At 65.5% G+C, this 21,634-nt stretch carries 19 protein-coding genes; 10 read left to right on the forward strand and 9 right to left on the reverse strand.

The features are described from left to right. Nucleotides 1-17: 17 nt before the first annotated feature. The 4 genes from K6L26_RS07145 to K6L26_RS07160 form a co-directional block, all read right to left on the reverse strand. Nucleotides 18-821, reverse strand: coding sequence for a CbbQ/NirQ/NorQ/GpvN family protein (locus tag K6L26_RS07145; protein ID WP_221852867.1), 804 nt, complete (start codon nucleotides 819-821; stop codon nucleotides 18-20). 31 nt (nucleotides 822-852) lie between these two features. Beyond that, on the reverse strand, nucleotides 853-2,385 hold the full coding sequence (locus tag K6L26_RS07150) for a nitric oxide reductase activation protein NorD (RefSeq protein ID WP_221852868.1): 1,533 nt from the start codon (nucleotides 2,383-2,385) through the stop codon (nucleotides 853-855). 112 nt (nucleotides 2,386-2,497) lie between these two features. Continuing rightward, a complete protein-coding gene (locus K6L26_RS07155) occupies nucleotides 2,498-3,106 on the reverse strand; it encodes a TetR/AcrR family transcriptional regulator (protein WP_047038646.1) in 609 nt (202 codons plus the stop codon). Between the two features lie 10 nt (nucleotides 3,107-3,116). Then, entirely contained in the window at nucleotides 3,117-3,842 is a 726-nt protein-coding gene (locus tag K6L26_RS07160) for a hypothetical protein (RefSeq protein ID WP_064896882.1), read from the reverse strand. Nucleotides 3,843-4,037: 195 nt separating this feature from the next. On the opposite strand from K6L26_RS07160, the gene K6L26_RS07165 reads away from it, so the two are divergent. Next, a complete protein-coding gene (locus K6L26_RS07165; RefSeq protein ID WP_064896880.1) occupies nucleotides 4,038-4,826 on the forward strand; it encodes an SDR family NAD(P)-dependent oxidoreductase in 789 nt (262 codons plus the stop codon). Nucleotides 4,827-4,845: 19 nt separating this feature from the next. Next, nucleotides 4,846-5,919: an NAD(P)H-dependent amine dehydrogenase family protein gene (locus K6L26_RS07170; RefSeq protein WP_064896878.1), complete on the forward strand. Its 1,074-nt coding sequence runs from the start codon at nucleotides 4,846-4,848 to the stop codon at nucleotides 5,917-5,919. A gap of 13 nt (nucleotides 5,920-5,932) precedes the next feature. Here the strand turns inward: K6L26_RS07170 and K6L26_RS07175 are convergent, their stop codons facing one another. From K6L26_RS07175 to K6L26_RS07195, 5 genes are read right to left on the reverse strand one after another with little or no spacing between them, the layout of a single operon-like run. Further along, entirely contained in the window at nucleotides 5,933-7,399 is a 1,467-nt protein-coding gene (locus tag K6L26_RS07175) for an acyl-CoA synthetase (RefSeq protein WP_064896875.1), read from the reverse strand. After that, entirely contained in the window at nucleotides 7,396-8,169 is a 774-nt protein-coding gene (locus tag K6L26_RS07180) for an SDR family NAD(P)-dependent oxidoreductase (RefSeq protein ID WP_064896873.1), read from the reverse strand. The genes K6L26_RS07175 and K6L26_RS07180 overlap by 4 nt, the downstream gene beginning before the upstream one ends. 1 nt (nucleotide 8,170) lies before the next feature. Beyond that, nucleotides 8,171-9,727: an AMP-binding protein gene (locus tag K6L26_RS07185; RefSeq protein WP_064896871.1), complete on the reverse strand. Its 1,557-nt coding sequence runs from the start codon at nucleotides 9,725-9,727 to the stop codon at nucleotides 8,171-8,173. A gap of 1 nt (nucleotide 9,728) precedes the next feature. After that, complete coding sequence (locus K6L26_RS07190; RefSeq protein ID WP_064896869.1) at nucleotides 9,729-10,466, reverse strand: GntR family transcriptional regulator; 738 nt, start codon at nucleotides 10,464-10,466, stop codon at nucleotides 9,729-9,731. Nucleotides 10,467-10,470: 4 nt separating this feature from the next. Beyond that, nucleotides 10,471-12,081 carry an SMP-30/gluconolactonase/LRE family protein gene (locus tag K6L26_RS07195; RefSeq protein ID WP_064896867.1) on the reverse strand — a complete coding sequence of 537 codons (1,611 nt, stop codon included), beginning with the start codon at nucleotides 12,079-12,081 and terminating at the stop codon, nucleotides 10,471-10,473. Between the two features lie 154 nt (nucleotides 12,082-12,235). Between K6L26_RS07195 and K6L26_RS07200 the strand changes: the two genes are divergently transcribed. From K6L26_RS07200 to K6L26_RS07235, 8 genes are all read left to right on the forward strand, one after another. Continuing rightward, a complete protein-coding gene (locus tag K6L26_RS07200) occupies nucleotides 12,236-13,081 on the forward strand; it encodes an SDR family NAD(P)-dependent oxidoreductase (protein WP_064896865.1) in 846 nt (281 codons plus the stop codon). Next, nucleotides 13,081-14,496, forward strand: coding sequence for an aromatic ring-hydroxylating oxygenase subunit alpha (locus K6L26_RS07205; RefSeq protein WP_064896863.1), 1,416 nt, complete (start codon nucleotides 13,081-13,083; stop codon nucleotides 14,494-14,496). Before K6L26_RS07200 ends, K6L26_RS07205 begins: the two co-directional genes overlap by 1 nt. Nucleotides 14,497-14,561: 65 nt before the next feature. Next, a complete protein-coding gene (locus K6L26_RS07210) occupies nucleotides 14,562-15,734 on the forward strand; it encodes an LLM class flavin-dependent oxidoreductase (RefSeq protein ID WP_003881896.1) in 1,173 nt (390 codons plus the stop codon). Next, nucleotides 15,731-17,575 (forward strand): flavin-containing monooxygenase, encoded by a 1,845-nt coding sequence (locus K6L26_RS07215; protein ID WP_064896861.1) that lies wholly within the window; start codon nucleotides 15,731-15,733, stop codon nucleotides 17,573-17,575. Before K6L26_RS07210 ends, K6L26_RS07215 begins: the two co-directional genes overlap by 4 nt. Then, nucleotides 17,572-18,402, forward strand: a complete 831-nt coding sequence (locus K6L26_RS07220; RefSeq protein WP_064896859.1) for a TauD/TfdA dioxygenase family protein — start codon at nucleotides 17,572-17,574, stop codon at nucleotides 18,400-18,402. Before K6L26_RS07215 ends, K6L26_RS07220 begins: the two co-directional genes overlap by 4 nt. Then, nucleotides 18,399-19,319 (forward strand): SDR family NAD(P)-dependent oxidoreductase, encoded by a 921-nt coding sequence (locus K6L26_RS07225; protein ID WP_064896858.1) that lies wholly within the window; start codon nucleotides 18,399-18,401, stop codon nucleotides 19,317-19,319. The genes K6L26_RS07220 and K6L26_RS07225 overlap by 4 nt, the downstream gene beginning before the upstream one ends. Then, nucleotides 19,316-20,464 (forward strand): CaiB/BaiF CoA transferase family protein, encoded by a 1,149-nt coding sequence (locus K6L26_RS07230; protein WP_064896856.1) that lies wholly within the window; start codon nucleotides 19,316-19,318, stop codon nucleotides 20,462-20,464. Before K6L26_RS07225 ends, K6L26_RS07230 begins: the two co-directional genes overlap by 4 nt. Before the next feature lie 11 nt (nucleotides 20,465-20,475). Beyond that, entirely contained in the window at nucleotides 20,476-21,630 is a 1,155-nt protein-coding gene (locus tag K6L26_RS07235) for an acyl-CoA dehydrogenase family protein (RefSeq protein ID WP_064896854.1), read from the forward strand. Nucleotides 21,631-21,634 lie beyond the last annotated feature (4 nt).

Below are 21,634 nucleotides of genomic sequence, written 5' to 3' on the forward strand. Positions count from 1 at the left end.
GTGGGCGAGACTCCTTCCTAGCGCGGCGTGGTGGATGGTTCGCCCGTGGCCAGGCTGGCCACGGCAACTTCGCGCAACCCGTCGCTGATCGCTCCGTCGGTGGACAACGGCGCCAGGACACAGGCTTGCGCGGCCTCCAGTTCCGTTGCCCCCGCGGCGATCATCTGTGCGGCGGTGACGAGGACGCGGGTCGAGGGCGGTTCGAAGTGGAAGGCCTCGTCGGCGGTCCGGATCGCCATCGCACACTGGACGAGTCGCTTGGCCGTCGGCGACGCGACTCCCGACTCGGCGACGATCACCTCGGCCTCTCGATCCGGCGGCAGGTAGTTCATCGGCAACGTGACGAAGCGTTGCCGGAAGGACGGTTTGAGCTCCTTGAGCGAGCTGCGGTAGGCCGGGTTGTACGAGCACACCAGCATGAAGGTCTCCGGTGCCTCGACCACTTCGCCGGCCCGGTCGAGGTAGAGAACCCGGCGGTGATCGGTCAACGAATGCAGGATGGCCAGTGAATCGTGGCGGGCCTCGACCACCTCGTCCAGATAGCAGATGGCCCCGGCCTTGACCGCACGGGTGAGTGGCCCGTCGGTCCAGACCACATCGCCGCCGGTCACCATGAACCGCCCGACCAGATCGGAACTGGTGAGATCGTCGTGGCAGCTGATGGTGACGACCGGACGGCTGAGCAGCAGTCCCATGTGTTCGACCAGGCGGGTCTTGCCACATCCGGTCGGGCCGGTGAGCATCACCGGCAGGCGCTGGCGGCAGGCCTGCTCGAACAGCTTGATCTCACTGCCGTTTGCGTAGTACGTGTCTGTTCTCATGCGCGATCCGCCTCCGGCTGCTCGCTCGTGGTCATACGGTTACCAGCTCCCGGTGGACATGCGCGAGAACCCTGGGCAGGTCCTCGACGCGACGGATGCGTTGGGACCGGCGGTTTCCGAATACCTCCGGCAGCGGGTCGACCCGCACCGGACCAACACCGACGTAGTAGACGGACACCCCGGCTTCGTTGGCCTCTTCGACGGCGTGGGCGGCATCGGCCCAGGCGTACCGGCCCTCGTAGCCCTCGTCGGAGATCAGGCCGTCACCGATCACGATGAGCAGCCGGCGCTCTGACTGCTGTGCCAACAGCCGGCTGGTGAGGTGGCGCAGCGGTGCACCGAGCCTGGTGTAGCCACCGGTCGACAGGCCGAGCAGACTCGGCGGCACGAAGCGGCGGTCCTCGAAGTCCTTGAGGCAGCTCACTTCTACGCGGTGCCGGGTGTTCCCGGTGAAGGTGAAGATGCCGTGGCGTTCCCTGGCCAGCGTCATGGCCCGTGACAGCGCGTCGGCACAGGCCAACTCCAACTGGAAGATCCGCCCACCGTGCACGCCGAGCGACGAACTGCCGTCGAGCAGCAGTGCGGTGGTGACGTCGCGACTGCTGGGTAGCAGCTCACGGAAGATTCGTGGCTCGATCGCCTCGCCCGTCGTCACGTCGATGTAGTGGCTCACGTACTGCTCGACGTCGAGATCGGAGCCGTCCTCCAAGCGGTTCTTCATGGCGCGGTGGGTGTGCTCGGAGAACCACTTCCTCAGCTCGGCCGAAGCCGCGTTCGGTTGGTGGTTTTCGCTGCGGTGCTGTCGCTCCAGCACCGCTACGTGATCGCGCAGGAAGCTCTGTGTCCACGAGTTCCATTCGGGGTAGGGGATCCCCTGTCGATGCTCTGGCGTGATGTCCAGATCGTTGTCGTGCGGGCGACTCGGGGGTGGCAGGTTGGGGTTGCGTACCCCGCCGTCACCACCCACCGGCACGGAATACGGTCGGGGAAGGCGCTTCTGCGTCGTGGTCCATGGCATCCTGCCGAAACTGCGGCGCAGCTTGTCGGTCAAGCCGTGTGGAGTGGTGAAGGCTCGTGGTAGCCGGCCTGCGATCGCGGGAGCGTCGGGAACGTCGCCATCGCGCGCCGCTTCGACTGCGCGGCGCAGCATCTCGTCGGCATCCAACGTCGCGGGCAACGCTTCCAACGCGGGTGCCAACTTTTGGATCTCACCGAGCAGCCCGGGCCAGTTCTGCGCGACCCAGCCGAGGGAGACCCCAGCTTCGACGATGGTGAGGGCGCGCAGTTCGCGAGTAGAGAGTTCGTTGAGTCGATAGCCGGCGAGCCGGTCCTTGGAAGGCGAACATTGCAGTGCCACACCGCAGGTGAAAGTTCGTCGGGTCCAGTCCCGAGCGAGATTCGGATAGGGCACGTGAACATAGTCGAGCGCCGCACTCACGCTGAAGGCGCGCTGCGCGCCCGTGACGAGGCGAACACCGGTGCGGCGCTGCCCACTGAGGGCGACGGCCGTCACGGCGCAACTGCGCTCGAGCGCCAAGGCGTGCGCATCGGAGAGTTCGGACATCGTGATTCAGAAGGTGCCGAGATTGGAGAACATCCAGTACCAGAACCAGATCACCAAACCTGTTCCGCCCCAGGCAGCAACATAGCGCAGGATCTCCCAGATCCAATCCATGTCAGACCTCCTTGTTGGTCAGGCCCCGGAGGGCGGTTGTCACGAGTTTGGCCAGCATCGTGTCCCGTGCCTGGCCGTGTTCAGTTGTGGTCAGCACTCCGTAAAGTCCCAGCAGGAAGAACGTGGCGCTGTAGAACGCGTCGACCTCGGGGTGGACTTCGCCGTCGCCGCAGGCTCTTTCGATCTCGCTCACCAGCAGCACGATCACCGGATGGTCGGTCCATTCGTCCTTGGTCGGACGGGTTGGTGAGAAATGCAGCGCCAGCAGCTCCTTGAACAGAATCGGACCGAAGCGCTTTTCCAGGGTGCTGACCAATTCCACCAGCTGGCCCAGCGCGGTCGGGAGGTCGTGCGGGCCGTCGAGAATGCGAGCGAAGTCGGCTGCCATGCGGGCCTCTTCGCGCTGCTCCAGTTCCAGCAGCACATGCTCCTTGCTGGGGAAGTGGAAGAAGAAGGTGCCGTGTGCCACTCCGGCCGCGGCGACGATGGCGCCGACGTCGGTACCGGCCATGCCCGCCGCGGTGAACTCGGCGATCGCTGCGCCGAGTATGCGCTCGCGGGTCTGCCGCCGACGCTGTTCGCGCGCTGATGGTTTCACCTGAGGTGCCACGGTGTCGCCCTCAGTCCGAGAAGATCTCACGGTTGACCGAGTGCAGGTAGGGGATGGTCAGGAACGGCGTGATGTAGAAGATGTCGTAGAGCCACCAGCCGACGACCGGCAGCACCACGCCGGCGTAGCGGACGTCGGCGTACATGGTCATGTTGAACACGTAGACGCACCAGATCAGCACACCCATCCAGCAGGTGACGATCATCCACTGGTGTCCCCAGCGTTTCATCTGTAGGAAGCCGATCCCGGCGGCGATCCGCATCGTGAAGACGGTGAGGATCATCCCCACTTCCATCGCCTTCTCTCCCGGACCGGCCGCACCACCGATCCACAGCTCGTTGTAGTGCCAGAAGTAGCCGGCATCGAACATCGCGCCCCACCCGTTCAACAGGATTCGGGCGAGGATGGTGTGGCTGGCCATGGTGTCCAGCGCCCAGCCGACGGTGTTGATCGCGGCGTCGATGATGACGAGGTACCCGAGCAGGGTGACCAGCATCGGGCGCACGGTCAGCCCGTCTCGTTGGGCCTTGCGCAGCAGCCAGACCCCGCGCAGGAACAGTGGGAGGCCGAAGATTCCGAGTGCGGCGGTGCCGATCAGCAGGCTGCCGGAGATCAGCCACTTGTCGGCCTGGCGCTGCGCGAGCCGAGAGGCCTCCATGTGTTCGTCAAGCCCACTCGCCGAGGCGGGTCCCGCGACGGGGCGCGTGCTCGTGCTGCCGGAACCGGGGGCGTTCATGAATGCTGACTATAGTCAGTTAAAGACCGCAGTCAACCACCTTCTGTCGGAGGCTGAACCCGTGTACTTCGGTATTTGGCTGCCGAAACAGCGTGTAGAAACTAAATCTCAGGCCCGCAACCGAGATCCGGTCATTGACGCAAGTCAGGATGGTCCGTTAGATGAAGGCTGTTCTCGACAAGAGGGGGATCCCCGATGGCAATGGAACAGTTCGACCTCGGTGGACAGGTTGCGGTCGTGACCGGCGCGGGCAAAGGTGTCGGCCAGGGCATCGCGCGAGTGCTGGCTGAAGCCGGTGCAACGGTGGTCGGCACCGCCCGCACCGAGTCCGACATCGTGAGCACCATCTCCGGCATCGAGGCCGCCGGTGGAAAAGGATTGGCACTCGTGGCCGACGCCATGAGTCGATCGGACGGCGAGCGCGTCGTCGACACCGCGATGGACAGGTTCGGCCGGATCGACATCCTCGTCAACAACGTCGGCGGATCCACCTACGCACGGTTCCTCGACATCACCGACGAGGACTTCAGGCACACGTTCGATTGGTGTGTCACTTCGGCTTTCATCATGAGCCAGCTCGTGGCACGGCACATGATCGAGGCCGGGCGTGGCTCGATCGTCAACATCTCCTCGGGCTCGGCCCGGTTCGGCATCCGGGCGTTGACCGCCTACTGCACGGCCAAGGGTGCCCTTGAGGCGTTGACGCGCGCGATGGCGCAGGAGCTGGCGCCCAAGATCCGGGTGAACGCGATCGCGTTGGGATCGTTCGCGACCGAGGGACTGCAGGGCAGCTTGGACATGATGCCGGGTTCGCTGGAGAAGATGAACGAGGCGACCCCGTTGCACCGGTTGGGCGACGTGGAGGACCTGGGCAGGCTGTGTGTGTACCTGTCTACCCGCGACTGCTACGCGACCAACGCTATCTTCCATGTGGACGGCGGTATCGAGTCGAACAACTCGCCGCTGCCGATTCCCGACTACTGAGTGAGGACGGAACGCAACGATGCGCAGAGTGGTCCAATTCTCGACCGGGAATGTCGGCAGGCATTCGTTGGCGGCGATCATCGGCCGGCCCGACCTGAAGCTGGTCGGTGTCCATGCCGCCGGCCCCGACAAGATCGGGCGCGACGCCGCTGACCTATGTGGGCACAGTGAGCCGACGGGCGTCATCGCCACCGACGACATCGACGCGCTCATCGCCCTGGCGCCGGACTGCGTGGTCTACACGGCTCTGGGGGAGACCCGGCCGATGGAGGCCATCGACCAGATGTCACGTTTCCTGGCAGCCGGGATCAACGTCGTCGGAACCTCGATGGTGTGGCTGGTGACACCGCGCCAAGCCGACGACTGGCTGCTCGGACCGCTGGAAAAGGCGTGCGCAGAGGGAAATTCGTCCCTGTACGTCAACGGTATCGACCCCGGTTATTCGGGTGACACGGCGGCATACGCCGCATTGAGCCTGGTGACTCGTGCCGAGTCGGTGACGGTCAAGGAGATCTTCGACTACGGCAACTACGACGACTACGAATACACCGGCACCGCCATGGGTTTCGGCACCAGCCCGGACGATGCTCTGCCGATGGCCTTCCAGCCGGGCGTGATCACGGCGATGTTCGGCGGTTTGGTGCGGAATCTGGCCCACCATCTCGGTGTGGAACTCGAGGAGGTTCGTCAGCGGTTCGAGCCGTGGTACGCCACCGAGCGCATCGAGTGCACGATGATGACTGTGGAGCCAGGGCAATTGGCCGGCACTCGATTTGCCGCCGAAGGTGTGCGCGGTGGCGATCCGATCATCACGATCGAGCACACCACCCGTCTCACCCCGGCCGCCGCACCCGATTGGGAGTATCCGCCCGAGGGGCAGTCCGGCGTGCACAAGGTGATCATCGAGGGTGAGCCGCGCATCGAGGTCAGTACCGAGCTGTCGCATCCCGTTCTCGACGTGACCGATGCCGGTTGTGTGTCCACGGCGGCTCGCGTCGTGAACGCGATCGATTGGGTGTGCCGGGCACCGGCGGGATTGATTGCCGCCGAGGATATCCCGCCGACGGAGCTGATCCGCGGGCTGATGTGGTGAGGGACGCCTTGCGCTAAGGGGTGAGCCGCTCCCGCAGTTCGCGTTTGAGCACCTTGCCGTAGCTGTTCTTGGGCAGCGCATCGATGAACTCGTAGCGTTTGGGCCGCTTGAACCGGGCAATGCGCTCCAGTAGATGCGCGTCCAGGTCTGCGGGAGATACCTCGCCCACCACGAACGCCACCACCACTTCACCCCACTCGGGATCCGGCGCGCCGACCACGCCGGCCTCGACCACATCGGGGTGTTCCAGCAGGGCTTCCTCGACCTCGCGGGGATAGATGTTGCTGCCCCCGCTGATCACCACGTCCTTGGATCGGTCGCGCAGGGTGAGGTAGCCGCGGGCGTCGAAGGAGCCCATGTCGCCGGTGTGCAGCCAGCCGTCTTTGAGCGTGGCGGCGGTGGCGGTGGGGTTGTTCCAGTAGCCGGACATGACGACGTCGCCGCGGCAGGCGATCTCGCCGATCTCGTCGATGGCTGCCGGGGTGCCGTCCTCGTTGAGCACGGCGACCTCGACACCGGAGCGCGGATAACCCACCGAGCCCAACGTCGCGTCGTTCGCCTCGATGTGGTCGCGGCGGCGCAGCCCGGTGATCGTCATCGGCGCCTCGCCCTGCCCATAGAGCTGCACGAAGATCGGGCCGTAGGCGGCCAGCGCCTTCTTGAGGCTGTCGACGTACATTGGCCCGCCGCCGTAGACCACAGTCTTCAGGTTGGCGGGGCGGGGCCGGCCGGTCTGAATCAGCCGCTGCACCATGGTCGGAGCCAGAAAGGCACTACTGCCGGGGTGATGGCCGCACAGATCCAGGAATTCGTCGGGTTCGAAGGCGGCGGATTCGGGAACCACCTGGCGGGCGCCGCGCAGCACGTAGGGCGGGATGTACAGACCGGAGCCGTGGGACATCGGGGCGCCGTGGATCAGGCTGCAGTTCTCGTCCGGGTCATCGAAATCGGCCAGGTGCGCCAGCGTCATCGCCATGAGGTTGCGGTGGGACAGCATGGCGCCCTTGGATTTTCCAGTGGTGCCGCTGGTGTAGAACAGCCAGGCCAGGGTGCTCGGATCGGTGGTCGGGGCAGCGGTCGGGGTGGCGCCGAACCATACCTCGTAGGAATCGGTGCCGATCGTCTCGACCGGGATGTCCAGGTCCAGCCCGGCCGCGATCTTGGCCGAGGCGAACACCTGGGCGGCACCGGAATCTGCGACGATGTCGGCCATCTCGCGGGGATGCAGCTTGTAGTTGATCGGCACGAACACGCATTCGGCGGCCCAGATGGCGAACATCAGCTCGACGATCTCGGGCCGGTTCTCGCTGGCCACGGCGATCCTGGTGCCACGATCCCCGAGCGCTTTGAGCGAGGTGGCCAGTCGCAGCGCCCGGTCGCGTAGCTCGGCCCAGGTGAACAGCTGGCGTTCACCCAGGAACACAGCGCCCCGGTCGCCGAACCGGGTCGCAGCCTGATCGAGCACCGCGAAAACATTCATCGGGCAATCCATTCCGAACCGAGTGCGAACTCGGACAGGTACTTCGTCGAGCTCCAACCTCCGTCGACGACGATGGTCTGCCCGTTGATGAAGCTGCCGCCCTCGGAGCACAGGAAGGCCACGGTGGCGGCGATGTCGTCGACCCGGCCCAGGCGGGTGTGCGGGGTCATCTCGGTCTGCATCTTGCGGAAGCCGGGATCGTTGAGCCGCTGCTCGACCATCGGGGTGACGGTGACACCGGGGGCGACCGCATTGCACCGGATGCCTTGCGCACCGTACTGGCAGGCGATGTGAGTGGTCAGCGCCGTCAGCCCGCCCTTGGCCGCCGAGTACGCGCCGCCGCGCAAGCCGCCCACCACGGCAAAAGTGGAGGTGACGTTGATGATTGCCGATCCGGGTGCCATGTGCGGCAGTACATCTCGGGCCAGCCGGAACGGCGCACGCAACATGATCCCCAGGAAGTAGTCCAGGGTTTCGTCGTCAGTCTCGTGCAGCGGTTTGGGGCTGCCCACGCCGGCGTTGTTGATCAGGAAGTCGATGTGGCCCCAGCGCTGTACGGCGGCCTCGACCACCCGGGCCGGTCCGTCCTCGGCGGTCAGGTCGACCGAGACGGTCTGCACCCGCTCGGGATCACCGATCGCACGTTCCAGTTCGGCGAGCCGGTCTTCGTCGCGGCCGGTGCCGAGCACCGCCATGCCCGCCGCGGCGAGTGCGGTGGCACAGCCCCATCCGATTCCGCTGCTGGCCCCGGTGACGATCGCGACCTGCATACTAATCACCCTTCAGCCTGGCTCGAATCTGATGTTTCAACACTTTGCCTGCGTCGTTCTTCGGTAGCGCATCCCAGATTTCGACTCGCTCGGGTGTCTTGAACCGGGCCAGTCCGCGGTCCGCCAACAGCCGGCCCAGGTCGGCCACATCGGGCCGGCTTGCGTCCACGGTCACCAGTACGGCGCAGGCACGTTCTCCGGTGCGGGCGTCGGGCACGCCGACGACAGCGGCCTCGACGATGCCGAGCTGACCGACCAGGAGGTCCTCGACCTCTTTGGGGGAGATGTTCTCGCCGTTGCGGATGATGAGATCCTTGGCCCGTCCGGTGACTTGCAGATAGCCGCCGTCCACCCACCTGCCGAGGTCTCCGGTACGGAAAAACCCGTTCTCGTCGAAGGATTCGATCTCGTCTTCCGGATGCAGGTAGCCGAGCAGCATCTGCGGGCCCCGGGCTCGGATCTCGCCGTCGACCAGCCGGATCTCGGCGATGCCGGGACACCCGTCGGTCTCGGCAGCATGCTCGACGCCTCCTGGTGCCAGAGAACCCACGGTGGTCACCGGAACCTCGGTGGAGCCGTAGACCCGGCTGACCACGGCACGGTCGAAGTAGTCCGATGCCCGCCGGATCAGCGATGGCGGTACCGACGCACCGCCGCAGATGAACACCTTCAGATCAGGCAGTCGGGTGTCGGCTCTTTCGGCGGCACTCAGAAGCTGCTCCAGAAAAGGGGTGGCTCCGGCCATGTGGGTGCATCTGCGTTCAGTCATCAGGGTCACGCCATCCGCGGCGTTCCACCGCTCCATCAACACCGCGGTGCTGCCCAGCAGCAACGGGCACTCGAAGGCATAGATGGAGCCGCCGATGTGAGCGATCGGTGACGGCACCAGAAAAGTGTCACCCGGATCGATCATCCAGTGATCGCGCAGCTGGCTGATCAACGCATGGATCGAGTTGTGGCTGTGCAGTACGCCTTTGGGGCGCCCGGTGGTCCCCGAGGTGTACATGATCATCCGGATGGCGTCCGGGTCCAGTGCGGGCAGGTCGCGATCGGACGCCGCCGGCAGGGCATCGAAAGCGTGGTGCAGGCCCGGGTCTCCGCGCAGCACCACCACCTGCGGAGGTGTGGCCATCTGACCGACCACTCGGGTGAGCATCGCCGCGTAGTCGTGGCCACCGAACTCGGCAGGGATGAAGATCGCCCGGCTGTTCGCGTCGTCGAGGATGAAGCACAGTTCCCGGTCCCGCAGTGAAGGCAGAATCGGGTTGACCACCATCCCGGCCAGCGTGGCACCCAGGTAGATGATGGCCGCCTCGTGCCAGTTGGGCAGCATGAAGGACACCACGCTGCCCGCCGGCATCCACTCGGTCAGCAGCGTCGCCAGACCCCGTGCCCGGTCGTGTAATTCGCGGGCGGTCAGGGCGGTGTCGCCGTCGACCACCAACACCCGGTCGGGGGTTTCACGCGCTGCATCGGCCAGCGCGTCGGCCAGGGTGGTGGAGACCCAGAGCCCACGGGCGTAAGCGTCGGCCGCACGGGCCTCGTCGCGTCGGGTCACGTCAGCCCTTGACCCGGCGCATCGTCATGGAGTGACGGAACCGGTCGGACGGGTGGGTGTTGACGGTGACCTGGGCGACCTCCCCGTCGGAGGTGGTGTAGGTGCGTTGCATCTGCAGGGCCGCGCTGCCTGCGCTGACCTTGAGGCCCGCGGCGAGCTCGGGCGGGGTGACGATCGCCGAAATCTCCTGGTGCACCTCGACGATGCTGACCCCGAAGAGATCCTCGATCAGCGGGAAGATCGGACCGGAATGGCGTTGCAGTAGGCGCCCCACGGCGGCGAAGCTGCGGTTGATGTAGTACTCGGTGCGGCACACCGGTGCGGATTCGTCATCGGACTGCCGGTAGCCGCGCACGGCCAACCACTGCTCGCCGAGCGGCAGGCCCGTGCGTTCGGCCAGTTCGCCGTCGATCGTCACCATGGCGTTGGACTCGATGGTGAACTGTGCGCCCGTGGCGAAGGCCAACAGGTCGTTGATCGAAACCACGTCCTGGGCATAGGTATTCGTCGCGGCGCGGGGCGCCACGGTGGTGCCGGCCCGCGGCCGCGACGTGACGAGGTTGTCGTCGCGCAGCCGCCGCAGTGCCTCACGCACGGTGTAGCGGCTGACCTCGAAGCGCTCGCACAGCTCATGTTCGGTGGGCAACTGCGAGCCCACCGGGTACACCCCGTCGACGATCTCCTTGCGTAGGGTGCGCGCGACCTGTAGGTAGCGATGGTCGGCCGGCGTGATGGTCACGGTGTCAGCTCCGGCTCAGCGCCAGCACGCTGCCGTCGCCGTCGCCCGAAATATAGAGCGTCCCATCTGTTCCCGCGGTGATCCCGGCGAACGGGCCCTGCGGACCGGAGAACGGCGGCATCCCCTTGAGTGGCTTGGGCGTCACCCCCGGCGGTGGTCCGACGGGCAGCCCGGTGGCGATCGTCGTGCGGGCCGCATCGGCCAGGTCATAGCTGATCAGCTCCTTGCTACCCGAGTCGACGATGTAGAGCACACCGCCGCGCACGAGAATGCCGTGCGGCGTGTGCAATCCGTCGACCAGCGGCGCGACACCTCCGTCACTCACCCGCACTACCGCACCGGCCACCGACACCAGCGGCGCGCCATCGGGTCCGATCACCACACCGACCGGGGTGTCCAGACCCGAGGCCAGCACGCTCACGGAACCATCACGTACGGAGAGCAGCCGCCCCGCACCCTGTTCGACGACCACCACGGAGCCATCGGGAGCCTGCGCCACGCCGTAGGGCTGGTCGATGCCGCCGGCCAGAACCTGGCTCACCTCGTCGTCGCTTGCTCCGGGGCGGAAGCGTGCGACCGCGTCGGCGGCAGTGGAGACAATGAATTCGCCTGGGCCCGAGGCGATCACTCCGCGCAGGAAGCCGGGATAGCCGGGGGAGAACAGCATCGCGACGGTCTGCAGGCTTCCGTCGGGGCCGACCCGGTAGAAGTAGGTGCCGTCGGCGACATACAGGTCCCCGTCGGGGCCGACTGCCAGATCCAGCGGCCAGTTCAATCCGCCCGGCAACACCGACTGGCTGCCGCCGGACAGGATCTCGGTGATCTCACCGGTGAAGTTCGAGACGAAGAGCCGGCCGTCGACGAAGGTGCAGTTGTCCAGGCCCGGGGTCAGCTGGGCCAATAGCGTCTGATCTCCGTTGCGGGGGTCGATGCGCAGCACCTGGCCGCTGGCGACCTGGGTGGAGACGAGGTAGCCGTCGGCGTCGAACTTGACCGAGTCCGGCACGCCGAGCCCACCGGCCACCACCTCGGGCTCGCCGCCGTTGGGATCAATGCGCCAGATCTCGTTGGCGCCCATCACCGGGAAGTAGAGCAGCCCATCGGGGCCGACCTCCATCGCGTTGGGTGAGGGCACGTTCTCCAGCAGGATGCGTGGGGCCCCGCCCGCCAGGTCGAACTCCATGAGCCGGCCACCTTCGCGGCATTCGCCGACGAACAACCGGCCTTGATGGAAGGTGATGCCGTTGGCCGAGGGGATATCGTCGCGCAGGACGCGGGTGGCGCCGCCGGACGCGCGCACACTGACCCGGCCGTCCATCACCTCGGTGGCATAGAGATTGCCGTCCGAATCGAACGCCACGTCGTCGGGGGCGATGATCTCGCCGCCCTTCGCGCTGACGGTTTCCAGTAGTCCGGTGTCGAGGTCGAGCGCGCTGATCTGGCTGCCGGTGACCTGGGCGACGTAGATGCGGCCGTCCGGGCCGGTCCGCAAGCCGTTCGCGCCGAACAGTCGACTGGGGCCCGTGACCTGCTGCAGCGTCCAGTTCTCGGCCACGGACGTGTTTGCGGTGTACCGCGCATTGGCGATGCCGGGATTTGCCGATAGGGCGCTCATGACCTCGGACGTTAGCAACTCGCTGTAGTCCAGACAATAGGCGGCGAGATCCTGGAATCCACCCTTGACGGGCGAATAAATGCTGCGGAATAGTGTTCTCCAATATGAAAAGTCTGATTTATTGTCCGGACAATTGAGCCGATAAGGGTTGCGAATGGACAGTTCCCTCAGCCTGGACGGCCGGGTCGTGGTGGTGTCGGGCGCCGGCGGTGGCGGTATCGGCACCACCGTCACGCGGATGGTGGCCGAGGCCGGAGCCACGGTCGTGGCAGTGAGCCGCTCGCAGGACAACCTCGATACCCACGTCGCTCCGCTAGCCGACAAGGGGCTGAACGTGGTGACGGTGGCCGCCGACGCAGCGACGGACGAGGGCATCGCCACGGTGCTCGATGCGGCCCGGAGTGCGGACGGCGTGTTGTACGGACTGGTCAATGTCGCCGGCGGGGCGGCCCCGTCCACCTGGATGCCCGCCACCCGGGTGTCACGGGACGACTGGCGCGAATTGTTCACCGCCAACCTGGAAACCATGTTCTTCATGAGCCAGGCGGTGGCTGCTGAGATTCGGTCGCAGGGCAATCCCGGCTCGATCGTCTCGGTGTCCTCGATCAGCGGGATGAACACCGCGCCGTATCACGTCGCCTACGGCACCGCGAAGGCCGCGATCGTCGCCGCCACCCGCACCATGGCCGCCGAGCTGGCCGCAGACGGTATCCGGGTCAACGCCGTCGCGCCCGGCGTGACCGAAACCGCGGCCTCGGCAACGTATGTCGACGCCGACCCCGATCGCGACCAGAGGGCGATCGCCATGGGCCGGCGTGGAACCCCCGAGGAGCAGGCCGGGGCCATTCTTTTCCTGCTCTCGGATCTTTCGAGCTACATCACCGGCCAGACCATCCTGGTCGATGGCGGGCTCAACTTGAGGTGGACCCATCTCGGCGCCGACAACACCTCGCTGTTCCTCAAGGACGACGACTTCCGCGAAGCCATCAGGAGGATCTAATGGCCCATACCGAAACCGATCTGGATGCCGCGATGGAGATCGACGCGGAACCGGACGGGTCGACCGGAGAGATCGCCGAGGACCTGTCTGCGCCGACCACCATCCCGGTCGAGGCCTACATCTCCGCGGATTACGCCCGTGCCGAACGAGATCGACTGTGGCGCAAAGTGTGGCAGCAAGTCGGCCGGGTCGAGGAACTGCCCGAGGTCGGCAGTTACCTGACCTACGACATTCTCGATGACTCCATCATCGTGGTACGGACAGGGCCAAACGAATTTACTGCCCATCACAACGTCTGCATGCACCGCGGCCGCAAACTCATCGACAATCCCGAGGGGGCCAAGAACGCGACCGGCCGGGCCCGGAAGTCGTTCGTGTGCGGATTCCACGGTTGGACCTACGGTCTGGACGGAGCCTGCACCCACATTCGGGAACAGGACGACTGGCAGGGCAAACTCACCCCGAGCAACACCCATTTGGCGCCCGTGCAGGTGGATACCTGGGGCGGGTGGCTGTTCATCAACATGGATCCGCACTGCGAGCCGTTGATCGACTATCTACACCCGGCGGCCAAGATCCTCGACCCGTTCGGGTTGGAGAACATGCGCTACAAGTGGCGCAAGTGGTTGTACTTCGACTGCAATTGGAAGGTCGCGATGGAGGCCTTCAACGAGACCTACCACGTGTTCACCACCCATCCGGAGTTCAACAAGTTCGGAGAGTTCAAGGGCTGGGCCAAGGCGCAGGGCCGGCATTCCAACATCGGTTACGACGCGCCGAAAGGGCTGGACGAGACCAAGTCCAAGATCCGGTTGGGAACCGGTGATCCGCGCATCTCCACCGCCGAGATGCAGGTCTACACCATGGAAGAGACCAACGCGACCACCACGCAAACTCTGGTGGACGCCGCCAAGCGGCTGGTCGACGAGCTGCCCGAGGGAACACCTGCCGACGAGGTGCTGCAGCACTGGCTTTCCTCGGCACGTCGCGACGACGAAGCACGTGGGGTGATCTGGCCGGTGATCCCGCCCGACATCCTCGGGCAGAGCGGCACGGCCTGGCAGATCTTCCCGAACTTCCAAGTGGGGCAGGGGCTGACCAGTGCGTTGTGCTACAGCGCGCGGCCTGACCCGAGCTACAACCCGGACAAGTGCATCTTCGAGGTTGCCGTCTTCGAGCTGTACCCGAAAGGCGAAGAGCCGCAGACCGAATGGGCCTACACCCCGAAGGATTCACCGAACTGGCTCTCGGTGCTGCCGCAGGACTTCTCGAATATGGCGGCGGTGCAACAGGGCATGAAATCGGCCGGTTTCCCCGGAACGCTGCCCAACCCCTACCGCGAACGCAGCACCGTCAACCTGCACTACCAACTTTCCAAGTACATGGGCACCGGAGCGCCCACCGACATCCAGTGATTTGGGTGCATCCAGTAACGCTCAGCGTTACCAGATGCACACAAATCGCCCGATAAGGAGCCGTAATGAAAGTCAATTTGGGTACCGGGGCGCAGAACTCCCACGACTGGGAGCGCGTGCTCGCCGGTGACTTCAGTACCCCGCCGGCCACGCCGGACTACAAGTGTGTGCAAGCCGCGCTGGCCCTGGGCGACCTCGCCGAGCCGCTCGGCTTCGACGGGATCTGGTTTCCCGAGCACCACGGCACGCCATATGGCATGACACCCAACCCGATTCAGGCCCTGACCTACTTCGCAGGGCGCACCGAACGGGTCAGCCTGGGCACGTTCGTGGCGGTGGTGCCGTGGTGGAACCCGATCCGGTTGGCCACCCAGATCGCCTATCTCGACATCGTCTCCAACGGGCGTTACACCACGATCGGCCTGGGCCGCGGGGTGTCGAAGGGTGAGTTCGCCGCGGTCGGCGTTCCCCGCGAGGAGAGCCGCGACCGCTTCAACGAGACGCTAGACATCCTCAAGCTGGCTTTCTCCGGTGAGCGGTTCTCCTATGACGGCAAGATCTTCAGCTTCCCGGAGATGTCGCTGCGCCCCGAGCCGATCAGCACCGACCTCTTCGACCGCATCTACAGCTCGTCCTCGACGGCGGAGTCGCTGGAGATCCTGTCCCGGCGCGGCATGGTGCCGCTGTTCGTCGGCAACAAGCCGATCACCGACGCCGGTGAAGAGGTGCGCAAGGTCAACACCTTCCGCGCCGAAGAAGGCCTCGGCCCCTGTCAGCCGAAGAACGTGATGTTCATGTATTGCGTGGGTTCCGAGGACGAGGTGGCCCAGACCGAGGAGTGGATCTGGACCGCCAACCGCGACGTCAACGTGCACTACGGCTTTGCCGATGCGTCGAACTTCAAGGGCGTCAAGGGCTATGAGGCCTACGCTGCTCGCGAGGCCAGTGCGACGGCGGTGCTGGCGTCTGAAGTCGGCAACCAGAAGAAGGGCGGCCCGCCCGGATACCACGCCTCCAACCTGCTGATCGGCACCCCCGAGACGGTGTTCGAAAAGCTCAAGGCCGCTCAGGAGGCCTGCTCGTTCTGCGAGGTCACCATCGTTCCGCAGTTCGGCACCATGCCGTACGAGAAGGCCATGGAGTCCACCAAGCTGTTCGCCGCCGAAGTGCTGCCCGCGGTGCACGACATGCCCGCCCCGCTGCACCCGGCCGCTCTGCCGGAGAAGGCCAACGCATGACCGAAAGTACGTGCGGACCCACCGATACGCCGACCGACATCGACATCGACGCGATCCGGGAGAAGTACGCCGCCGAGCGTGCCAAGCGGCTGCGGCCCGAGGGCGCCGATCAGTATCTGGAGCTGGAAGGTGAGTTCGCCGAGTTCTACGAGGTCGATCCGTACACCACTCCGACGGAGCGGGACCCGATCGTGGAGGACTCCGACGTCGTCATCCTCGGCGGCGGCTTCGCCGGCCTACTGGCCGGGGCGTACCTGAAGAAGGCCGGCGTCGAGGGCATCCGCGTCATCGAGATGGCCGGCGACTTCGGAGGGGTGTGGTACTGGAACCGTTTCCCGGGAATCCAGTGCGACAACGACGCCTACTGCTATATCCCGCTGCTCGAAGAACTCGATTTCATGCCGAGCAAGAAGTTCGCCGACGGGGCAGAGATCTTCCAGCACTGCCGCAACATCGGCAAGCATTTCGGCCTGTACGACGGCGCCCTGTTCTCCACTCAGGTGCGTGAATTGCGGTGGGACGACGCGATTCAGCGTTGGCAGATCCGCACCAATCGGGGCGATGAGATCCGGGCCCGGTTCGTGGTCATGGCGCAAGGCTCCTACAACCGGCCGAAGCTGCCGGGTATCCCGGGTATCAAGGACTTCACCGGGCACGTGTTCCATTCCGCGCGGTGGGATTACGACTACACCGGCGGCGACGCCGACGGCGGCCTACACAAACTGGCAGACAAGCGCGTCGCCCTCGTCGGCACCGGTGCGACGGGTATCCAGCTCGTGCCGCACCTGGGCCGCGACGCCAAACAACTGTTCGTCTTCCAGCGCACGCCGTCATCGGTGGACGCGCGCACCAACCCCCCCACCGATCCGGCCTGGGCCGCGTCGCTGCAACCTGGGTGGCAGGAAGAACGCAAGCGCAACTTCCACAACTGGTCGCCGTTCGTCGGCGTGGTGTTCGGCGAACCAGACCTGGTGTGCGACTTCTGGACCGAGCTCGGCCGCAACCTCACGGCCCGGATCGCGGCCAGTGACAACCCGGCCGAGGTGACCATCGAGCAGATCATGGCCTTCCGAGAAGAGGAAGACTTCAAGATCATGGAGCGGCTGCGCCGCCTGGTCGCCGAGATCGTCAAGGATCCGGAGACCGCCGAGGCGCTCAAGCCGTACTACCGCTTCATGTGCAAGCGGCCGACGTCCAGCGAGCACTACCTCGAAACGTTCAACCGCCCCAATGTGACGCTGATCGATGTGTCGGCTTCCAAGGGTGTCGAGCGGCTGACCGAAAAGGGAATAGTCGCCGACGGCGTCGAATACGAAGTCGACTGCGTGATTTTCGCGAGCGGTTTCGAGATCTCCACCGAGATCAGCCGACGGTTCGCGATCGAGCGCATCGAAGGCCGCGACGGGCTGTCGTTGTTCGACTACTGGCGCAACGACTACAAGACCCTGCACGGGATGACCAGCCGCGGATTCCCCAACCAGTTCTTCATGGGCTTCATCCAGGGCGGCGTATCGGCCAACACCACGGCGATGTTCGAACAGCAGGCCAAGCACATCGCCTACATCATCGCCGAGGCGCAGAACCGCGGTGCCACCACCGTCGAGCCCAGCAAGGAGGGACAGGACGCCTGGGTGTCCACGGTCCGCGAGCTGGCGATCGACAACTCCGCGTTCGAACTGTCCTGCACGCCCGGCTACTACAACAACGAGGGCCGGGGTGGCGCGGAACGCAACGGCGCATTCCTCGGCGACTTCTACTCGCCTGGCTTCTACGCCTTCGACGAGCTGATCGCCCAATGGCGGGACAAGGGCGACCTCGACGGATTAGAGCTCACCACATGACGATGACCACTGTGCTCGATACCCGGGACATCCAGCCGCGCATCGGAACCGAGATCCGGGCCGACAAGGCCACGTTGCTCTCCGGTGAACATGCCGGGCGGATCCGGGAACTGCTGGAGCAGCGCGGCGTGCTGGTGTTCCCGCAGATCGGGTTCACCGATGACGAGCAGATCGCGTTCACCGAGACCCTCGGGAGGTTCGCCGCCGAGCACCAGGGCGAGAAGCTCTACAAGGTGTCCCTGGACACACAGGTGAACAAGCAGGCCGATTACCTGAAGGGCTCGTTGTACTGGCACATCGACGGCACCATGAACGAGGTACCGATCCTGGCCTCATTGCTGCAGAGCGTCGCACTGGGTAACCCCGAAGAAGGCGACACCGAGTTCTGCAACACCTACGCTGCCTACGACGACCTGGCTGACGAGGACAAGGCCGAGATCGAGGGCCTACGGGTCATGCACTCGGCGTGGAACACGTTGTTCTACTACGACCCTGAGCCCAACGCCAAGACACTCAAGCGCATGATGGCGATCGGCGATCGGGAACTGCCGTTGGTGTGGACGCATCAGTCGGGCCGTAAATCGCTGGTGCTCGGTGCGACCGCGCGGCACATCGTCGACGTGGATTTCCGGCGTAGTGCCGAACTGCTGGTGCGGCTGCGGGATTGGGCTACCCGGCCCGAATTCACCTACCGGCACAAGTGGACCGTCGGTGACCTGGTCATCTGGGACAACACCGGCACCATGCACCGGGCCACGCCATACGACCCAGCCTCGGGCCGGTTGCTGCAGCGCACCAAACTCGAGGGCGAGGAGCCCTTCGCTTGAGCACACTCAGATTTGACGATCGCGTCGCTGTCATCACCGGCGCCGGCCGAGGTTTGGGCCGCGAATACGCCCTGCTGCTGGCGTCAAGGGGCGCCAAGATGGTCGTCAACGACCCGGGCGGCAGCCTCACCGGCGACGGCTCCGACGCCGCACCGGCCCAGCAGGTGGTCGACGAAATCGTCTCGGCCGGTGGACAGGCCGTCGCCGTCACCGATTCGGTGGCCACTGCTGAGGGCGGGCAGGCCATCATCGACAAGGCTGTCGCGCAGTTCGGCCGCGTCGACATCCTCATCCACAACGCGGGTACGGTGCGCCGCGGATCGCTGAAGGAGCTCACCTACAACGATTTCGAAGCCGTGCTCGACGTGCATCTGCGTGGCGCATTTCACGTTGTGCGCCCGGCGTTTCCGCTGATGTGCGAGGCCGGATACGGCCGGGTGGTGCTGACCTCCTCGATCGGCGGGCTCTACGGCAACCACGAGGTGGCGAACTATGCGGCGGCCAAGGCCGGCATCCTCGGGTTGTGCAACGTGGTGGCGCTCGAAGGCGCCGCTGGAGGCGTTCTGTGCAACGCGATCGTGCCCGGTGCGGTGACCCGGATGGCCGAGGGGCTGGACACGTCGGCCTATCCGCCGATGGGGCCGGAGCTGGTGGCCCCGGCCGTCGGCTGGCTGGCGCACGAAACCTGCTCGGTCACAGGTGAATACTTCGTGGCGATCGCCGGAAGGCTGGCGCGTGCCGCTGTGGTCGAGAGCCCGGGGGTGTACCGGCCGGCGTGGACTGTGGAGGAAGTCGGGGAGCAGATGGACCGTATCCGTGACATCAGTGAACCGGTGATCTTCCCGGTGGTCCCCGACGGTCACACCGAGCACATCCGCTACAGCTTCGGTCGCGCCGCGCAAGGGGTGAAAGCATGACCGGCGGTCCCCTGCAGGGGGTTCGGGTCATCGACCTGACAGCGATGGTGATGGGGCCGTACTGCACCCAGATCATGGCCGACATGGGTGCCGACGTGATCAAGGTCGAGACCCCGGCCGGGGACAACACCCGGTACATTTCGGTCGGGCCGGTGCCAGGCATGAGCGGCGTCTTCGTCAACGTCAACCGCGGCAAGCGCAGTGTGGTGCTGGATCTGCGGTCGGAGCAGGGCAAGGCGGATTTACGTGCGCTGATCGCCGATGCGGACGTGTTCATCCATTCGATGCGTGCCAAGGCCATCTCCAAACTGGGCTTCGGCTATGACGACGTGGCGGCCATCAACCCGGGCATCGTCTACACCAACTGCTACGGGTACGGCCGGCGCGGCCCGGACGCCGACCGCCCGGCCTACGACGACACCATCCAGGCCGAATGCGGATTGCCCGCTGTGCAACAGCAATTGACGGGTGAAGCCTCGTATGTCGGCACCATCATGGCCGACAAGGTGGCCGGGTTGACCGCGCTGTACGCCACCACGATGGCGCTGTTCCACCGGGAACGCACCGGAGAGGGGCAGGAGGTGGAGGTCAGCATGTTCGAGACGATGGCCTCCTTCATGCTCGTCGAACATGCCAACGGCGCCATGTTCGACCCTCCGCTGAGTCCGGCGGTGTACCCGCGGGCGGTCACCCCCAACCGCAGGCCGTACGAGACCAAGGACGGCCACATCGCCGCACTGGTCTACAACGACAAGCACTGGAACGCATTCATCGACCGGGTGCAGCCCACCTGGAACAGCGCCGAGTACGCGACGCTCGAACAGCGGGCCCGACAGATCGACACGGTGTACGGCCTGGTGGCCCAGACGCTCAAGGAACGCACCACCGCGGAGTGGCTGGACCTGTTCGCAGAGCTGGAAATCCCGGCCGCACCCATGCTCACCCCGGACGCGCTGTTCGACAACGAGCACCTCAATGCCGTCGGGCTGTTCGAGACCATCGACACCCCGCACGGCCGGGTACGGATGCCGGGTGTGCCGACCTGGTTCTCCCGCACCCCCGGCCACATCGCGGGGTATGCGCCGGAGCTCGGGGCCGACACCGACGCAGTGCTTTCCGAGCTGGATGCGGCCAGGACGAAATAGAGAGGCCGGGAGTGGATTTCGAATTTGGCGAAGCCGCCGATGCGCTGCGTGGTGAGCTGCGCGCACTGATCGCCGACCAGGTGCCCGCCGACTTTCTCGGCGCGTTCACCGATGACCCCGCCGATCTCGCGGTGGCCCAGCAGTTCTGCCGGACGCTGGCGCAGCAGCACCTGTTGTGCCTGTCGTGGCCGAAGGAGTTCGGCGGCGGTGACGCCTCGGTGTGGGAGCAGACCGTGGTGCGCGAGGAGATGTGGGCACACCACGAGCCGCGCGGTGCCCAGTACATGGGCGTCAACTGGGTGGGGCCGATCATCATGCGGCACGGCACCGAAGAACAGCAGCGCAAGCATCTGCCGCCGATCGCCAACGGTGAAGTGATCTGGTGCCAAGGCTTTTCCGAACCGGAGGCCGGATCGGACCTGGCGTCGTTGCGGACGTTCGCGCGTCGGGAAGGTGACGGGTGGCGGGTCAACGGTCAGAAGATCTGGACTTCGTACGCCACGATGGCGCAGTGGATCTTTCTGCTGGCCCGGACCTCGAAAGGGGAGAAGAAGCAACAGGGCATGACCATCTTCCTGGTGCCGATGGACTCACCCGGGATCACGGTGCGCCCGATCCGCACGATGATGGGCCCGCACCATCTCAACGAGGTGTTCTTCGACGACCTCTTGGTGACCGAGGAAGATGTGCTCGGCACGGTGGATCAGGGGTGGTCGATCGTGCAGGACGTGGTGTCCTTCGAGCGCGTCGGCATCGCCCGGTATGCGCGGTGTGAACGGCTGCTGCAGGCCGCACCCGACGTGCTGGGGGACAGGTGGGAGGAACTGCCCGCCGAACTGCGGGGCCGGTGGACGCGGATGCTCACGCATTGCCGCCGGGCCCGGCTGATGGCCTACCGCGTGGTGTCGATGCAGGCCACCGGGCGCGTGAATCCCGGTGACTCCGCGGCATATCGGATCGCCGTGACGCGGCTGGATCAAGAGAGTGCCGAAGTGCTCATGGAGATCGCTGCGGCAGTGCCACGCGGTGAAAGTCCGAAAACCGAGTACTTCCGCGCCGAGGTCGAGGATCACTGGCGCTACTCGCAGGCGTCGACGGTGTCCTCGGGCAGCATCGAGATGCAACGCATCCTGCTGTCCCGGACCATGCTGGCCGGAAAGGCGTGACGCG

The sequence above is a fragment of the Mycobacterium farcinogenes genome (genome assembly GCF_019739075.1).
Lineage (GTDB): Bacteria > Actinomycetota > Actinomycetes > Mycobacteriales > Mycobacteriaceae > Mycobacterium > Mycobacterium senegalense.

Coding starts and splice junctions, on each gene's coding strand:
- K6L26_RS07170 (WP_064896878.1), top strand. CDS start 4,846: ATGCGCAGAGTGGTCCAATTCTCGACCGGGAATGTCGGCAGGCATTCG.
- K6L26_RS07220 (WP_064896859.1), top strand. CDS start 17,572: ATGACGATGACCACTGTGCTCGATACCCGGGACATCCAGCCGCGCATC.
- K6L26_RS07145 (WP_221852867.1), bottom strand. CDS start 821: ATGAGAACAGACACGTACTACGCAAACGGCAGTGAGATCAAGCTGTTC.
- K6L26_RS07210 (WP_003881896.1), top strand. CDS start 14,562: ATGAAAGTCAATTTGGGTACCGGGGCGCAGAACTCCCACGACTGGGAG.
- K6L26_RS07215 (WP_064896861.1), top strand. CDS start 15,731: ATGACCGAAAGTACGTGCGGACCCACCGATACGCCGACCGACATCGAC.
- K6L26_RS07200 (WP_064896865.1), top strand. CDS start 12,236: ATGGACAGTTCCCTCAGCCTGGACGGCCGGGTCGTGGTGGTGTCGGGC.
- K6L26_RS07195 (WP_064896867.1), bottom strand. CDS start 12,081: ATGAGCGCCCTATCGGCAAATCCCGGCATCGCCAATGCGCGGTACACC.
- K6L26_RS07230 (WP_064896856.1), top strand. CDS start 19,316: ATGACCGGCGGTCCCCTGCAGGGGGTTCGGGTCATCGACCTGACAGCG.
- K6L26_RS07175 (WP_064896875.1), bottom strand. CDS start 7,399: ATGAATGTTTTCGCGGTGCTCGATCAGGCTGCGACCCGGTTCGGCGAC.
- K6L26_RS07150 (WP_221852868.1), bottom strand. CDS start 2,385: ATGTCCGAACTCTCCGATGCGCACGCCTTGGCGCTCGAGCGCAGTTGC.
- K6L26_RS07160 (WP_064896882.1), bottom strand. CDS start 3,842: ATGAACGCCCCCGGTTCCGGCAGCACGAGCACGCGCCCCGTCGCGGGA.
- K6L26_RS07165 (WP_064896880.1), top strand. CDS start 4,038: ATGGCAATGGAACAGTTCGACCTCGGTGGACAGGTTGCGGTCGTGACC.
- K6L26_RS07180 (WP_064896873.1), bottom strand. CDS start 8,169: ATGCAGGTCGCGATCGTCACCGGGGCCAGCAGCGGAATCGGATGGGGC.
- K6L26_RS07205 (WP_064896863.1), top strand. CDS start 13,081: ATGGCCCATACCGAAACCGATCTGGATGCCGCGATGGAGATCGACGCG.